This window comes from Streptomyces sp. NPDC101178 (assembly GCF_044767965.1).
Classification (GTDB): Bacteria; Actinomycetota; Actinomycetes; order Streptomycetales; family Streptomycetaceae; genus Streptomyces.
Genome location: NZ_JBIWOZ010000007.1, coordinates 77,315 through 91,862 on the forward strand (window position 1 = coordinate 77,315; position 14,548 = coordinate 91,862).

The following is a 14,548-nucleotide window of genomic DNA, read 5'->3' on the forward strand; positions in this document are numbered from 1 at the left end:
CCTCAGCCCGCCCCCTGCACGCTCCGGCGCCCCCACGCCGTGCCCGCCAGCACGAGGACGGCCCCGGCCACCCCCAGCACGCCGAGCCGTTCGCCGCCGAGGCTGATGCCGACGGCGGCCGCCCAGAGCGGTTCCGTACCGAGCAGCAGGCTGACCCGGGACGGCGAGGTGCGGCGTACGGACCACATCTGCACGAAGAACGCGAAGAGCGTGCAGAACACGGAGAGGAAGATCAGCCCCGCCCACTCCCGGGGGCCGAAGCCGACCGCCACGCTCCACGGCGAGGCACCGGTTCCCGGGAGGACCGCGAGGACGGCGAAGACGGCGACCGCGCCGCCGAGCTGAACGGTGGTCAGCGAGAGCGAGTCCGCCGCCCGTACGGCCTTGATCCGGGCCATGGCCAGGACGTGGACCGTACGGGCGAGGGCGGCGAGCAGCATCAGCAGGTCGCCGGCCGAGGGGCTGGTGAAACCGCCGCCCTGGGTCAGCAGGACCACTCCGGCGACGGAGAGTCCGGCGGCCGCGACGAAGGAGGCCGGGGGCCGGACGCGGGTCACGGCGGCTTCGGCGAGTGGCGTGAAGATCATGGTGAGGCTGATGATCAGACCGGCGTTGGTGGCCGAGGTATGGACCACGCCGTACGTCTCCAGCAGGAAGATCCCGCTCAGGATCAGCCCCAGCACCCCGGCTCCCCGCCACTGCGCGCCGGTCAGCGCCCGCAGCTTGCGCCAGCCGGTGACCACCAGCACCGGCAGCACGATCGCGAAGCGCAGGACGAGGACGGCGACGACGGTGTGGGTGGTGGTGATGCCCTTGGCCGCGAGGTAGCTGGCGCCCCAGACGACGGCGACCGCCAGCACGGGCAGGTCGGTGAGCCAGGCCCTGCGGGTCGGTACGAGGACGGGCGCGGGCGCGACGGCGGCGGTCACCTGGTGCTCCTTGGTTCTCCACAGCGGAACGGATGGTGGAGACATCACCGGCTCACACGCGGAACGATCACGCTACGCGCCGGGCGCGGCGGAAAGGAACACCTGTCTCACGGACCGGATCCGGCCCGGTCCCTGGACCGGTATCGCCCGTGGTCAGAGGCGCGGCGCGCCGGGGGACGGGGAGGCGGGCCGGGCGGCCGGTGGTCCGGCGGCGCCCGTGGCCGTCCCTAGAATGACGCCTCGTAACTCTGAGGTACGGAGTGGTCACATGGCGGCAGTACGGCTGGACGGGCGGGTCGAGCGGGGCAACCAGACGCGGCAGCTGATCCTGGGGCGCGCGGTGCAGATCGCCTCGGTGGAGGGGCTGGAAGGCCTCTCGCTGGGGCGGCTGGCGACCGAGCTGAAGCTGAGCAAGAGCGGGGTGTTCGCGCTCTTCGGGTCGAAGGAGGAGCTGCAGCTCGCCACCGTGCGCGCGGCGGTCGCCGTCTACGTCGACCATGTGCTGCGTCCGGCCCGCTCGGTCCCGCCGGGGATCGGCCGGGTCTGGCGGATGTGCGAGGCGTGGATCGCGTACTCCCGGGACCGGGTCTTCCGGGGCGGCTGCTTCTTCTACGCGGCCACCGCCGAGTTCGACGCCCGCGGCGGCAAGGTGCACGACGCGCTGGCCGCCGCGCAGACCGGCTGGGTCACCTTCGTGGAGGAGACGATCGAGCAGGCCCGGGCGGCGGGCGAGCTGGCCGGGGACACCGACGTACGGCAGCTGGCCTTCGAGGTGATCGCCTTCCTGGAGCTGGCCAACGCGGAGTCGGTGCTGCAGAACAACCGCCTCGGCTACGAGAAGGCGGCACGGGCGATCCTGGGACGGCTGCGGGCGGCGGCTACGGGGAGCGGACGGCTGCCGGTGCTGTGATCTCGCCGAGGTCGGAGCGCGCGTTCGGCCGGGCTCGGGCGCGGACGAGGACCCGGGAGCGGCTGCGGGCCGGACAACGCGTGCCAGACCTGAAGGCGATCCGGTCAAAAAGGTCGTCCTGGGGGATGCACATAGGGGCGCCGTCGGGCCGGGCGGTGCGCATCGACCTCAGCGCATTGCTCCGACGGGACGGCGGCGGCCGTGACGGGCCGTGGTCACACCCCGTCCGATTCCCGCCGGTCTCCGGGCCTCCAAGGGACTTTGCTGGTTGCTGTCGCCGGATCGGCGGCGCTCCCCGAAGGCAAGGAACCCACCATGTCCAGCTCCGGCACCACCTCCACCATCACCGCCTCCGCGCCCCGGACCGCCCTGGTCACCGGAGGAAGCCGCGGTATCGGCGCGGCCGTCGCCCTGCGGCTCGCCGAGGCGGGGGCGGACGTCGCCATCACCTACGTACGGGACGAGGAAGCGGCCCGTACGGTCGTCGCGAAGATCGAGGAGGTGGGGCGGCGTGCAGTCGCCCTGCGGTGCGATGCGGCCGACGCCTTGGCCGCCGGCGAGGCCGTGCACCGGGCGGCGGACGCGTTCGGGCGGCTCGACGTGCTGGTCAACAACGCGGGGATCGGGGTCCTCGGGCCGATAGCGGAGCTGCCCGACGCCGAGGTCGAGCGGGTCCTCGCGGTGAACGTGCGGGCGGTCTTCCTCGCCTGCCGGGCGGCGGTGGACCGGCTGGCCGACGGGGGGCGCGTCATCTCGGTCGGCACCGCGCTGAGCCGGTACGCGGGCGGGCCCGGATCGACGCTGTACGGGATGAGCAAGTCGTCCCTCGTGGGGCTGACCAAGCCGCTGGCCCGGGAGCTGGGGCCGCGCGGCATCACGGTGAACCTGGTCCAGCCCGGGCCGGTGGACACCGACCTCAACCCGGCCGGCGGCCCGTTCGCCGAGGGCCAGCGGGCGGCGACGGCGCTGGGCCGGTTCGGCACGGCGGAGGAGGTGGCGTCCCTGGTGGCGTACCTGGCGAGCGCGGACGCGGGCTTCATCACCGGTACCGAGGTGGTCGTGGACGGAGGTCACGCGGCCTGAGCACCCGGCCTCGGCTTCCGGAGGGCGCAGTTCCGCCGAGCTGCCCCGTCCCGGCCGCGCGCCTACGCTGGCCGGGACGGGGCAGAACGTGACGAGGGGTTATCCGGGGGGCTACCGGAAGGACTGCGCGGACCATGGGCGACGTACCCGTTCACACGCTCAACGACTCCACCACCCTGCCGGCGGTGGGCCTCGGCACCTATCCGCTGGACGACACAGAGGCGGAGGAGGCCGTCGCCGGGGCGCTGGCGCTCGGGTACCGCCTCGTCGACACGGCCCTGAACTACGGCAACGAGAGCGGCACCGGACGGGGCATCGCCCGCAGCGGCGTCCCGCGCGAGGAGATCCGCCTGACCACGAAGGTGCCGGGGAGGCATCAGGGGTACGAGCAGACGCTGGCCTCGTTCGAGGAGTCGCGGGTCCGGCTGGGCGTCGAGTACGTCGACCTGTATCTGATCCACTGGCCGCTTCCCCATGTCGACAAGTACGTCGAGACGTGGAGGGCGATGATCAGGCTCCGCGAGGACGGTCTCGTCCGCTCCATCGGCGTCTCCAACTTCACCGCCGCCCATCTGGAGCGGCTGGAGCGCGAGACGGGCGTGCTGCCGTCGGTCAACCAGATCGAGATGCATCCTCTGCTCCCGCAGGAGGAGTTGCGCGCCGTGCACGCGGCGAAGGGCATCGTCACGGAGGCCTGGAGCCCGCTGGCCCGGGGCCGCGAGGTGCTGGAGGACCCGTCGACGGTGGCGATCGCCGAGGACCACAAGGTGACGCCGGGTCAGGTGGTGCTGCGGTGGCACACGCAGGTCGGCGCGGTGCCGATCCCGAAGTCGGCGGATCCGGGGCGGCAGCGGGAGAACCTGAACCTGTTCGGGTTCGAACTCACCGCGCAGGAGCTGACCACGATCGCGTCGGGGCGGCAGCGGCGGTTCGGCGGGGACCCGGACACGCACGAGGAGTTCTGAGGCAGCCGCAGACCAGCGCGCCACCGCGATCCCCCTGCGATCGCGGTGGCGCCGGCCTGTTCGCGTACGGTCAGCCGCCCAGCTCGCGGTGGCGCGCGGCCAGCCCTGTGGCGCCCTCCTCGGTGAGGGATCCGTACAGCCTCAGCCGCGAGATCCCACCGTCCGGGAAGATGTCGATCGTGACGTGGGTGGCGCGCACCGGGCCGTCCAGGACGAAGCGGTGGTTGGTGTCGGGCTGGAGCCGGGTCCGGGGCAGGACCTCCGACCAGTCGCCGTCCTCGCCGTCGCGTACGGAAAGGCTCGCCCACCCCGCCGAGTTGCCCTTGAGGTAGGCGGTGTCGATCTCGACGGCCCGGATCTCGGACTGCGCGGCCAGGCGGTAGCGGATCCAGTCGTTGCCCCGGTCGCGCCGGCGGCGGGTCTCCCAGCCGTCGTCCATCTTGCGCGAGCGGCCGGGCTGGATGGTGTTGGTGGCCGGGGAGTAGAAGCGGTCGGAGGCGTCCTCGACCTGGCCGCCGTTCTCCAGCGCGGCGAGGTCGAACGTACCGAGCGCGGTGAGCCACGCCGGGTCCGGGGCGACCTCTCCGTACACGCGCAGCCGGGCGATCCCGCCGTCCGGGTGCTGGTTGATCCGCAGGTGCGTGAAGCGCTGCTCGGCGTCGACGGCGAAGCCGTTGGCCGCGTGGCCGCCGACCGGGGTGCGCGGGACGAGGGTCGTCCACTTCACGTCCGGGGCGAGGAGGTCGTCCGGAGACGGGGAGCCGGGCAGGGACGCCGCCTCGACGGAGACGGCCTGCGGGTAGTTGCCACGGAAGTGGGCGGTGTCCAGGACGATGCCCCGGATGACGCCGGGCGCGCCGAGCCGGACGAGGGCCCAGTCGTGGTCGTCGGGGGTGGGGTGTGGCTCAGCGGCGCTGACTCCGCGTCGGCGGCGGGTCTCCCAGCCGTCCATGATCTTGCCCTTGTGGCCGAAGTGCTCGGGGTCGAAGACGGCGGGTCCGGGCTTCAGCAGGTTCTCGCGCTCGGCGAAGAACTCGTCGTTGGCGGCGATGACCCCGGCGCCGAGGCGCCGGTCGGCCAGGTCGACGAGGTGGGTGAAGGGAAAGTCGGCCGTGCGGTGGTCGGCGTACGGGTCGCCGCCCGCGTACGGGCTGGCATCACCGGTGAAGCGGGGTATCGCGGCGTCCGTCATGGTCGGGGGTCCTTTCAGGGCACGGTCGGTGGTCACGTACGAGAGCACTGCTCGCGGACACGGTCAGTGCTCGCGCTCCAGGAGGCGGCCGGTCGGCTCGGCGAGGACCCCGTCGGCGGCGATCCGGACGCCGCGCAGCCAGCTGGAGCGGACCACGCCGTGCAGGGTCTTCCCGGCGTACGCGGTGACCTGGTTGCGGTGGAAGAGCTCGGCCGGGTCGACGGTGAAGGTCGCCTCGGGGGCGAGGACCGCGAAGTCGGCGTCACGGCCGGCCTCGATCGCGCCCTTACGGCTCAGCCCGGCCAGCTCGGCAGGGGCGGCGGACATCCAGCGGACCACGTCGTCGAGCGAGTGGCCGCGCCTGCGGGCCTCGGTCCAGATGGCGGGCAGGCCGAGCTGGAGGGAGGAGATGCCGCCCCAGGCGGAGGCGAAGTCCGGGGTCTTGAGGTCGGTGGTGCACGGCGAGTGGTCGGAGACGATGCAGTCGATCGTGCCGTCGGCGAGACCGGCCCACAGGGCGTCCTGGTTGGCGGCCTCGCGGATCGGCGGGCAGCACTTGAACTCGGTCGCGCCGTCCGGGACTTCCTCGGCGGTGAGGGTGAGGAAGTGCGGACAGGACTCGACCGTGACACGGACGCCCTCGCGCTTCGCGGCGGCGATCAGCGGCAGGGCGTCGCTGGAGGAGAGGTGCAGTACGTGGACCCGGGCGTTCAGCCGCTTGGCGTGGGCGATGAGCCCTTCGATCGCGGTGTTCTCGGCGTCGCGCGGGCGGGAGGCGAGGAAGTCGGCGTAGGCCGGGCCGGGGCGCTGCGGGGCGTCGGCCAGGTGGTGCGGGTCCTCGGCGTGGACGATGAGCAGGCCGCCGAATCCGGCGATCTCCGCCAGGGAACGGGCCAGCTGCTCCTGGTCCAGCTCGGGGAACTCCTCCACCCCGGAGGGCGAGAGGAAGCACTTGAAGCCGAAGACCCCGGCCTCGTACAGCGGGCGCAGGTCCTTCACGTTGGAGGGGAGCGCACCGCCCCAGAAGCCCGTGTCGACGTGTGCCTTGGGGGCCGCCACCCGCTGCTTGATCCGCAGGTTCTCGACGGTGGTGGTCGGCGGGAGGGAGTTGAGCGGCATGTCCAGGAGCGTGGTGATGCCGCCGGCCGCCGCGGCGCGGGTGGCGGTCCAGAAGCCCTCCCACTCGGTGCGGCCCGGGTCGTTCACATGGACGTGGGTGTCGACGAGGCCGGGCAGCAGGACGTCGTCGCCGAAGTCCTCCAGGCGGGCGCCCGCGGGCACCTCGGTGTCGTACGGCAGGACCGCGTCGATGGTGCCGCCCGCGACGGCGACCGTCGCCGGGCGGGTGCCCTCGGGGGTGACGACGCGCGTCGAGCGCAGTACCAGGTTCACGTCCGGACCGGACACCCGTGCCTCCTTCACTCCAGGAATCGCCCCGGAGAGCTCGCTCCAGGAATCACTCCAGAGGACTCACTCGAGGAATTCAACGAACTGTTGAAACTTCTGAAGGAGTCTTCACTCGGGAACCACCCTCGTCAAGACCCACTTTCCACCGAGGGGGCCCGGCGGGCCACTCCCGTCGCCTGACTGGAGGTTTCCACAAAGTAAAAGTTATATTTCGGGGTGCGGAACGTAGCATGGGCCAGGAGAGGCGGCACCGAGCCGCCGCGCCGACCGCCCACACACCGTCGGCACCCGGACAAAACCGCCCCTGACCGGCACGGACGTCCGCCCGGCAGCTGTGGGCCGATCGGGCAGCGCCCGGTAGGCTGCTGCCTTGCCTTCCGCTTCGAAAGGACCGTTGACGTGCCGCCGTCCCACGCCAGCACAGCCGACTCCAAGCCCTCCGGTGCCAGCGGCGGGGTGCAGTCGCTCGAGCGCGCCTTCGACCTGCTGGAGCGGATGGCCGACGCCGGGGGCGAGGTCGGGCTGAGCGAGCTGTCCGCGAGCAGCGGCTTGCCCCTGCCGACCATCCACCGGCTGATGCGCACGCTCGTCGTCTGCGGTTACGTACGCCAGCAGCCCAACCGCCGCTACGCGCTCGGCCCCCGCCTGATCCGTCTGGGCGAGTCCGCCTCCCGGCTGCTCGGCACGTGGGCCCGCCCGTACCTCCAGCGGCTCGTGGAGGAGACCGGCGAGACGGCGAACATGGCGCTGCTGGACGGCGACGAGATCGTGTACGTCGCCCAGGTGCCGTCCAGGCACTCCATGCGGATGTTCACCGAGGTCGGCCGCCGGGTGCTTCCCCACTCCACCGGCGTCGGCAAGGCGCTGCTGGCCGACACCCCGGCCGACGAGGTCCGCGCGCTGCTCGCCCGTACCGGCATGCCGGCCGCGACCGAGAAGACGATCACCACCCCCGAGGGCTTCCTCGACGCGCTGGAGCAGGTGCGGCGGGCGGGGTACGCGGTGGACGACAACGAGCAGGAGATCGGGGTCCGCTGCCTGGCGGTCTCCGTACCCAACTCCCCCACCTCGGCCGCCATCTCCATTTCGGGCCCGGCGGGCCGGGTGACGGAGAGCGCGACCGAGCGGATCGTGCCGATCCTCCAGCAGGTCGCCGGAGAGCTGTCGGACGCGCTGGCGAGCAACGGGACGGGGAGTTAGAGAGCCTGGACACCGGCCGGTACGGTCAGCCGGCCGTCGTCCATCGTCACCGTGCGGTCCATCCGTTCCAGGTGCGCCCGGTCGTGCGTGACCAGGACCGTCGCGGTGGCGCGCTCGCGGGTCAGCGTGACCAGCAGGTCCAGAACCGCCGCCCCTCGCTCGTGGTCGAGTGCGGAGGTCGGCTCGTCGACGAGGAGCACCTCGGGCTCGTTCATCAGGGCCCGGGCGATGTTGATCCGCTGGCGCTGACCGCCCGAGAGCTGGTGCGGCCGCCGGTCGGCCTTCTCCGCCAGGCCCACCGCGTCCAGCAGCTCCAGCGCCCGCCGCCGGGCCTCCCGGCTCCGCCCGCCCGACAGGTGGGCCATCACCTGGAGCTGCTCGGCGGCGGTGAGCGAGGGCAGCAGGTTGGGCTGCTGGAACACGATGCCTATGTGCTCCCGGCGCAGGGCCGCCCGCGCCGCCGGGGTGAGCGGGCCCGTCTTCGTACCGGCCACGACGACCTCGCCGGAGTCCGGGGTGACCAGGGTCGCGGCGGCGGCCAGCAGGCTGGACTTGCCGGAGCCCGACGGCCCGACGACGGCGGTGAGCGTGCCCGCCGGGACCTCCAGCGAGACCCGGTCCAGAGCGGTGAGCCGCCCGTCGCCGTCCGGATAGGTGAGGGTCACCTCGGTGAGGGTGAGCGTCATCGGGCACTCCCGAGTGCGGTGAGGGGGTCGACGGCGGTGATCCGCCGGATGGAGAGGGCGGCTCCGAGAGCACCCAGGGCGATCATGACCACGGCCGGGACCAGGACGGTCGCCGCGTCCAGCACGAACGGCACCGGCCCGCCGCCGATCAGCACCCCGGCGCCTGCCGCGAGCGCGGTGCCGAGCCCCGTACCGATGACGAGCATCACCACGGCCTGCCCGAGCGCGTCGCGCAGGAGGTACGGAGTGGAGGCGCCGAGCGCCTTCAGTACGGCGATGTCGCCGCTGCGCTGGATGGTCCAGACGGTGAAGAAGGCGCCGATGACGAGGGCGGAGATGGCGAAGAGGAAGCCGCGCATCAGTTGCAGCGAGCCGTTCTCGGCCTGGTAGGAGCCGATGGCGGTGAGCGAGTCGTCGAGGGAGAGCGTACGAGTCTCGGCCGCCTCGTCACCGGCCGCCAGATCGGCTCCCGGAGCGGTGGTCAGCGCGATGACGGTGGCCTGTTCGGCGGGGCCGGCGCCGTCGTGGCCGATCTGCTGCCAGTCGTCGAGCGTGGTCCAGACGACGGGCGTGTGGCTGTACGAGGCGTCTCCCGCGACGGCGGCGACCTCGCGCTCCGCCCGGCCGAGCGCGATCCTGTCGCCGGGCGCGGCGCCGAGTTCCTCTGCGGCCTTCTCGGAGAGCACGACGCGGCCGGGGCCGATGCCTTCCGGCCCTCCGGGCGCCAGCGTCCCGTCCGGCTCGACGCCGAAGGCCGACACCGGGGCCGTACGGTCACCGGGAGCGGTGGCGTTCAGCGTCCGGATGCCCAGCGGCTGCGCGGCCTCGACACCGGGACGCTCCGCCCAGGCCCGCCAGTCGTCCTCGCGGACGGTCGAGTTGGTGAACGACACCGACTGGTCGCCACGCGGGGCGGCGAAGGCGAGGTGGTCGGCGTCCAGACCGGTGACGGCCGAGACGTTCTCCCGGGCCAGACCGGCGGTCAGGCCGGACAGCAGGCCCACGAGCAGCGTGATCAGGACCACGACCGACCCCATGAGCGCGAACCGGCCCTTGGCGAACCGGAGGTCTCTCCATGCGACGAACATGGGTCCATCGTCGGCTGTCCGGGGTGCGGAAACATCGCGCGGGGGGCGGTTCACAGATCAACCTTTCGATTGACCGAGGCCGCAGGGCCCGCGGCTACGCTGGACGAACCATGGATTCGCGTTCGCACACCCCTGTCACCGCTGCCCTGCGGCTCTGTCTGCACGCGCTGCTGCTGGGCCTGCTGGCCCTGGTGGCGGTCCGCGCGGTGAGCGAGGACGCACCGCGCGCGGGGGCGGTGGTGGCGCTGACGGTGGTGATGGCGGGGGTGTACGGGGTGGGGGCGGTGGCGGGGGCCCGCGTGACCTCCCTACAGCAGCGGGCGCCCCTGCGCCCCGGCACCACGGCCGCCGCCGTCTGGCTCACCGGGCTCTGCACCCTCTGGCTCGCGCTGCTCGCCCTCTCCCCCGATGCCCTCTGGGTCGCCTTCCCGCTCTACTTCCTCCAGCTGCACCTGCTGCCGACGCGCTGGGGCGTGCCCGCCGTGGTCGTCACCGCCGCCGCCGCGATCACCAGCTTCGTCGTGCACCGGCAGGACATCGCTCCGGGCGCGTTCATCGGGCCGCTGCTCGGTGCGGCTGTCGCCGTCGCCACGGTCCTCGGGTACGACGCGCTGTTCCGCGAGAGCGAGCGGCGCCGGGAGCTGATCGTGGAGCTGGTCGCCACCCGGGCGGAGCTGGCCGAGGCGGAACGCACGGCGGGCACCCTCGCCGAGCGCGAACGCCTCGCCCGGGAGATCCACGACACCCTCGCCCAGGGCCTGTCCAGCATCCAGCTCCTGCTGCGCGCGGCCGAGCACACGCTGCCCGAGGACGCCCCGGCCGCCGCACATGTCCGCGCCGCCCGGGAGGCCGCGCAGGCCAACCTGGCCGAGGCCCGTTCCTTCGTACGGGCGCTGACGCCGCCGGATCTGGAGCACGGTTCGCTGGCGGCCGCGCTGGAGCGGCTCTGCGCCCGGACGACCGGGCCGGACCTCACCGTGCGGTTCGCGGTCAGTGGTACGCCGGTGGAGCTGCCGACACCGTACGAGGTGGCGCTGCTGCGGACCGCCCAGTCGGCGCTGGCCAACACGGTGCGGCATGCGCGGGCGGGCCGGGCGGAGATCACGCTGAGCTTCATGGACACCTCCGTGGCGCTGGACGTGGTGGACGACGGCCGTGGCTTCGACCCGTCGGACGCGCCGGTGGCCGAGCGCGGCGACGGCGGTTTCGGGCTGCCCGCGATGCGGTCGCGGGCGGCGACGCTGGGCGGGACGCTGAGCGTGGAGTCGGCGCCGGGCCAGGGCACGGCGCTGGCCCTCACGCTGCCGGTGACGGTCCCGGGCCATGAAGGGGTGCGTGCCGCGTGAACGCCATCCGGCTGCTGCTCGCCGACGACCATCCCGTCGTACGGGCCGGTCTGCGCGCGGTCCTGGACACCGAGCCGGACTTCCGGGTCGCGGGCGAGGCGGCGACCGCCGAGGCGGCCGTGGCGCTGGCGGCGGCGGGCGGGTTCGACGTCGTCCTGATGGACCTCCAGTTCGGCCCGGGCCCCGGAATGCACGGCTCCGAGGCCACGGCGGCGATCACCGCCGCGCCGGACAGCCCCCGGGTCCTGATCCTCACCACGTACGACTCCGACGCGGACATCCTGGCGGCGGTGGAGGCGGGTGCGAGCGGCTATCTGCTGAAGGACGCGCCGCCGCAGGAGCTGGCGGCGGCGGTACGGACGGCCGCCGCCGGCCGCTCCGCGCTCGCGCCGTCGGTGGCGCACCGGCTGATGGACCGGATGCGCACGCCGGCACAGGCGCTGACCCGGCGGGAGCTGGAGGTGCTGCAGCTGGTCGGCGAGGGCCTGTCGAACCTCCGGATCAGCAAGGAGCTGTTCCTGAGCCAGGCCACGGTCAAGTCCCACCTCGTGCACATCTACGCGAAGCTGGGCGTCGACTCCCGCACGGCGGCGGTCGCGGCGGCCACGGCCCGCCGGCTGATCCGCCGCTGAGCCGACGAGGGGTTCTGCCTCACCCGCGCGGCGGCTCCCCGAAGAGGTCCACCGCGTTGCGTACGTCGCGCAGTGCGGCGGCGAGCGCGCTGACCGAGCCGATGGAACCGGCGATCAGCAGCAGCGAGCTGCGCATGCGCGGGATCTCCGGGACGCCGCCGACCGCCATGGCATCGAGTGCCGCGAGTTCCTCCTCGGCGATGGGCCGGTCCGGGAATTCGAAGGAGAGCGAGGCCAGTTCACGGCGGAGCCGGGAGACGGCTATCCGGAGCTCGGCCACCCTCGGGTCCTCGCCGCTGCCGGTGACCCGCTTCTGCCCCACGCTTCGCAACACAGCACTCCCCCTCGCACATCCTTGTGCCGGTGTGACCCCCGGATCCCGGGGCGGTGGCCAAGTACCGGGGTCCGTCCGCAAGTTAACGCCATGACAGGCTGTGCGCGCCAGCCCACGGAAAGAAATCAGGGTTACCCCTGAGAGTGACATGCGTGTCGCGTGTGCGAACGGCTCGGTGGTATCCAGGGCTCATGGCTTCTCATGCGAAGAATCCCAAGGTGGCGGGGGTGCTGCTCGCCGCGGGCGGCGGCCGGCGGCTCGGCGGCCGCCCGAAGGCCCTGCTGGAGCACCGCGGCCGGCCCTTGGTGGAGCACGCCTTGCGGGCCCTGCGCAACGGCGGCTGCGGCCCGCTCCATGTGGTGCTGGGCGCGGCGGCCGACGAGGTGCGGGCCCGCGCCGATCTGACGGGGTCGGCGGTGACCGTGAACCCGGGGTGGGAGGAGGGCATGGGCTCCTCGCTCCGGCTGGGTCTGGCGGCCCTGACCGGTACGGGCGCGGACGCGGCGGTCGTCCTGCTGGTGGACCAGCCGGGGATCGGCGCGGAGGCGGTGGCGCGGGTGCGGGTGGCGTACCGGTCGCGGACGAGCCTGGTGGCGGCCTCGTACGACGGGGAGCGCGGCCATCCGGTGCTGTTCGGCGCGGATCTGTGGGCGGACATCGCGGCGGGGGCGGTGGGTGACCAGGGGGCGCGGGCGTATCTGCGGGAGCACCGCGATGCGATCACGCTGGTGGAGTGTTCGCAGGTGGCACAGGCATACGACATCGACACGGCGGAGGACCTGGGCCATTTGGAGTGACTGCCGTCAACCCTCCGTACCCGCCCTGGCACGCTGCGCCGCCGACTCCCCGTTTCTGTCGACCCGGAGAATCTCGACATCAACAAACCATTGAACTTCCACCATGAGGAAACTACTATCCACTGGTCAGAAGCCCTCTGAACCTCAGACGGCACCCACGGCCGTATCTCGGAGCCCATGGCACGCCGTGCCGTCTCAGGCGACCCGGCGGCCATGAGACGCCGCCGCCCGCTGAAGGAGTGACAGCTCATGTCCGCACCAGCGCCGTCCACGCTGGCCATCGTCGATGCCGAGCCCCTGCCCCGGCAGGATGAGGTCCTGACCGACGCGGCCCTCGCGTTCGTGGCCGAGCTGCACCGGCAGTTCACGCCGCGCCGCAATGAGCTGCTCGCCCGGCGCGGTGAGCGCCGCGCCGAGATCGCCCGCACCTCCACGCTGGACTTCCTGCCCGAGACGGCGGCGGTCCGCGCGGACGACTCCTGGAAGGTCGCGCCGGCCCCGGCCGCTTTGAGCGACCGCCGGGTGGAGATCACCGGTCCGACCGACCGCAAGATGACGATCAACGCGCTCAACTCGGGCGCCAAGGTCTGGCTCGCCGACTTCGAGGACGCCTCCGCTCCCACCTGGGAGAACGTGATCCTCGGCCAGCTCAATCTGACCGACGCCTACGAGCGCCGCATCGACTTCACCGACCCGAAGTCCGGCAAGTCGTACGCGCTGAAGCCCGCCGACGAGCTCGCCACCGTCGTCACCCGCCCGCGCGGCTGGCACCTGGACGAGCGCCACCTCCAGCTGGACGGCACCCCCGTGCCCGGCGCGCTGGTCGACTTCGGCCTCTACTTCTTCCACAACGCCCAGCGCCTGATCGACCTCGGCAAGGGCCCGTACTTCTACCTCCCGAAGACGGAGTCGCACCTGGAGGCCCGCCTCTGGAACGACATCTTCGTCTTCGCCCAGGAGTACGTCGGCATCCCGCAGGGCACCGTCCGCGCGACGGTCCTGATCGAGACGATCACCGCCGCGTACGAGATGGAGGAGATCCTCTACGAGCTGCGCGACCACGCCTCCGGGCTGAACGCCGGCCGCTGGGACTACCTCTTCTCCATCGTCAAGAACTTCCGTGACGGCGGCGCCAAGTTCGTCCTGCCGGACCGCAACGCGGTGACGATGACCGCCCCGTTCATGCGGGCATACACCGAACTCCTGGTCCGCACCTGCCACAAGCGCGGTGCGCACGCGATCGGCGGCATGGCGGCCTTCATCCCCTCGCGCCGCGACGCCGAAGTCAACAAGGTGGCCTTCGAGAAGGTCAAGGCCGACAAGGACCGCGAGGCGAACGACGGCTTCGACGGCTCCTGGGTCGCCCACCCCGACCTGGTCCCGATCGCGCTGGCCTCCTTCGACGCGGTCCTCGGCGAGAAGCCGAACCAGAAGGACCGCCTCCGCGAGGACGTCTCGGTGGCGGCGGGCGACCTGATCGCCATCGACACCCTCGACGCCAAGCCCACGTACGACGGCCTGCGCAACGCCGTCGCGGTCGGCATCCGCTACATCGAGGCCTGGCTGCGCGGCCTGGGCGCGGTCGCCATCTTCAACCTGATGGAGGACGCGGCCACCGCCGAGATCTCCCGCTCCCAGATCTGGCAGTGGATCAACGCGGACGTGGTCTTCGAGAACGGCGAGCACGCCACCGCGGACCTGGCCCGCAAGGTCGCCGCCGAGGAACTGGCCGCGATCCGCGAGGAGATCGGCGAGGAGACCTTCACCGCCGGCAAGTGGCAGCAGGCCCACGACCTGCTGCTCCAGGTCTCCCTGGACCAGGACTACGCGGACTTCCTGACGCTGCCGGCGTACGAGCAGCTCCGCTGACTCTTTCTCCGCAAGAGCCCCGTCTCCGCCCCCGGCACCGCACAGCGCCGGGGGCGGTGCGCGTCCTGGAGCCCCTGAGCCGTGGACGCGAGGAACGCTCCGAGCGGCTC

14 protein-coding genes are annotated in these 14,548 nt (G+C 72.6%); 8 read left to right on the top strand and 6 right to left on the bottom strand.

What is annotated here, in order from left to right:
* Positions 1-2: 2 nt before the first annotated feature.
* A complete protein-coding gene (locus ACIRR8_RS20805; RefSeq protein WP_404066759.1) occupies positions 3-929 on the bottom strand; it encodes a DMT family transporter in 927 nt (308 codons plus the stop codon).
* Between the two features lie 268 nt (positions 930-1,197).
* Here ACIRR8_RS20805 and ACIRR8_RS20810 point away from each other — a divergent pair, with 268 nt between their 5' ends.
* From ACIRR8_RS20810 to ACIRR8_RS20820, 3 genes are all read left to right on the top strand, one after another.
* Positions 1,198-1,839, top strand: coding sequence for a TetR/AcrR family transcriptional regulator (locus ACIRR8_RS20810; RefSeq protein WP_404066762.1), 642 nt, complete (start codon positions 1,198-1,200; stop codon positions 1,837-1,839).
* A 315-nt stretch (positions 1,840-2,154) separates the two neighbouring features.
* Positions 2,155-2,922 (top strand): SDR family NAD(P)-dependent oxidoreductase, encoded by a 768-nt coding sequence (locus ACIRR8_RS20815; protein WP_404066764.1) that lies wholly within the window; start codon positions 2,155-2,157, stop codon positions 2,920-2,922.
* Positions 2,923-3,056: 134 nt separating this feature from the next.
* The gene (locus ACIRR8_RS20820; RefSeq protein ID WP_404066767.1) at positions 3,057-3,887 is read left to right on the top strand and encodes an aldo/keto reductase; all 831 of its coding nucleotides are present in this window, start codon (positions 3,057-3,059) and stop codon (positions 3,885-3,887) included.
* Between the two features lie 70 nt (positions 3,888-3,957).
* On the opposite strand, the gene alc is transcribed toward ACIRR8_RS20820, so the two are convergent.
* Together alc and allB are read right to left on the bottom strand one after the other, a co-directional pair.
* Positions 3,958-5,079, bottom strand: coding sequence for an allantoicase (gene alc, locus ACIRR8_RS20825; RefSeq protein ID WP_404066769.1), 1,122 nt, complete (start codon positions 5,077-5,079; stop codon positions 3,958-3,960).
* Positions 5,080-5,142: 63 nt separating this feature from the next.
* Entirely contained in the window at positions 5,143-6,486 is a 1,344-nt protein-coding gene (allB, locus tag ACIRR8_RS20830) for an allantoinase AllB (protein ID WP_404066772.1), read from the bottom strand.
* A 399-nt stretch (positions 6,487-6,885) separates the two neighbouring features.
* On the opposite strand from allB, the gene ACIRR8_RS20835 reads away from it, so the two are divergent.
* Entirely contained in the window at positions 6,886-7,686 is an 801-nt protein-coding gene (locus tag ACIRR8_RS20835; protein ID WP_404066774.1) for an IclR family transcriptional regulator, read from the top strand.
* Here the strand turns inward: ACIRR8_RS20835 and ACIRR8_RS20840 are convergent.
* Positions 7,683-8,372, bottom strand: a complete 690-nt coding sequence (locus ACIRR8_RS20840) for an ABC transporter ATP-binding protein (protein ID WP_404066777.1) — start codon at positions 8,370-8,372, stop codon at positions 7,683-7,685. The two genes, ACIRR8_RS20835 and ACIRR8_RS20840, sit on opposite strands and share 4 nt — an antisense overlap.
* Complete coding sequence (locus tag ACIRR8_RS20845; protein WP_404066780.1) at positions 8,369-9,460, bottom strand: ABC transporter permease; 1,092 nt, start codon at positions 9,458-9,460, stop codon at positions 8,369-8,371. Before ACIRR8_RS20845 ends, ACIRR8_RS20840 begins: the two co-directional genes overlap by 4 nt.
* 110 nt (positions 9,461-9,570) lie before the next feature.
* Here ACIRR8_RS20845 and ACIRR8_RS20850 point away from each other — a divergent pair, with 110 nt between their 5' ends.
* The gene (locus ACIRR8_RS20850) at positions 9,571-10,806 is read left to right on the top strand and encodes a sensor histidine kinase (RefSeq protein WP_404066783.1); all 1,236 of its coding nucleotides are present in this window, start codon (positions 9,571-9,573) and stop codon (positions 10,804-10,806) included.
* Complete coding sequence (locus ACIRR8_RS20855; protein WP_404066785.1) at positions 10,803-11,438, top strand: response regulator; 636 nt, start codon at positions 10,803-10,805, stop codon at positions 11,436-11,438. Before ACIRR8_RS20850 ends, ACIRR8_RS20855 begins: the two co-directional genes overlap by 4 nt.
* A 19-nt stretch (positions 11,439-11,457) precedes the next feature.
* Here the strand turns inward: ACIRR8_RS20855 and ACIRR8_RS20860 are convergent, their stop codons facing one another.
* On the bottom strand, positions 11,458-11,760 hold the full coding sequence (locus ACIRR8_RS20860; protein ID WP_404067568.1) for a DUF5955 family protein: 303 nt from the start codon (positions 11,758-11,760) through the stop codon (positions 11,458-11,460).
* A gap of 203 nt (positions 11,761-11,963) precedes the next feature.
* Between ACIRR8_RS20860 and ACIRR8_RS20865 the strand changes: the two genes are divergently transcribed.
* Together ACIRR8_RS20865 and aceB are read left to right on the top strand one after the other, a co-directional pair.
* Positions 11,964-12,569, top strand: a complete 606-nt coding sequence (locus tag ACIRR8_RS20865; RefSeq protein ID WP_404066789.1) for an NTP transferase domain-containing protein — start codon at positions 11,964-11,966, stop codon at positions 12,567-12,569.
* A gap of 249 nt (positions 12,570-12,818) precedes the next feature.
* Complete coding sequence (gene aceB, locus ACIRR8_RS20870) at positions 12,819-14,438, top strand: malate synthase A (RefSeq protein ID WP_404066791.1); 1,620 nt, start codon at positions 12,819-12,821, stop codon at positions 14,436-14,438.
* The last annotated feature ends 110 nt before the right edge of the window (positions 14,439-14,548 follow it).

Bases quoted from the DNA above. Each gene is read 5' to 3' on its own strand.
- ACIRR8_RS20810 (WP_404066762.1), top strand. From the start codon at position 1,198: ATGGCGGCAGTACGGCTGGACGGGCGGGTCGAGCGGGGCAACCAGACG.
- ACIRR8_RS20815 (WP_404066764.1), top strand. From the start codon at position 2,155: ATGTCCAGCTCCGGCACCACCTCCACCATCACCGCCTCCGCGCCCCGG.
- ACIRR8_RS20820 (WP_404066767.1), top strand. From the start codon at position 3,057: ATGGGCGACGTACCCGTTCACACGCTCAACGACTCCACCACCCTGCCG.
- alc (WP_404066769.1), bottom strand. From the start codon at position 5,079: ATGACGGACGCCGCGATACCCCGCTTCACCGGTGATGCCAGCCCGTAC.
- ACIRR8_RS20840 (WP_404066777.1), bottom strand. From the start codon at position 8,372: ATGACGCTCACCCTCACCGAGGTGACCCTCACCTATCCGGACGGCGAC.
- ACIRR8_RS20845 (WP_404066780.1), bottom strand. From the start codon at position 9,460: ATGTTCGTCGCATGGAGAGACCTCCGGTTCGCCAAGGGCCGGTTCGCG.
- ACIRR8_RS20850 (WP_404066783.1), top strand. From the start codon at position 9,571: ATGGATTCGCGTTCGCACACCCCTGTCACCGCTGCCCTGCGGCTCTGT.
- ACIRR8_RS20865 (WP_404066789.1), top strand. From the start codon at position 11,964: ATGGCTTCTCATGCGAAGAATCCCAAGGTGGCGGGGGTGCTGCTCGCC.
- aceB (WP_404066791.1), top strand. From the start codon at position 12,819: ATGTCCGCACCAGCGCCGTCCACGCTGGCCATCGTCGATGCCGAGCCC.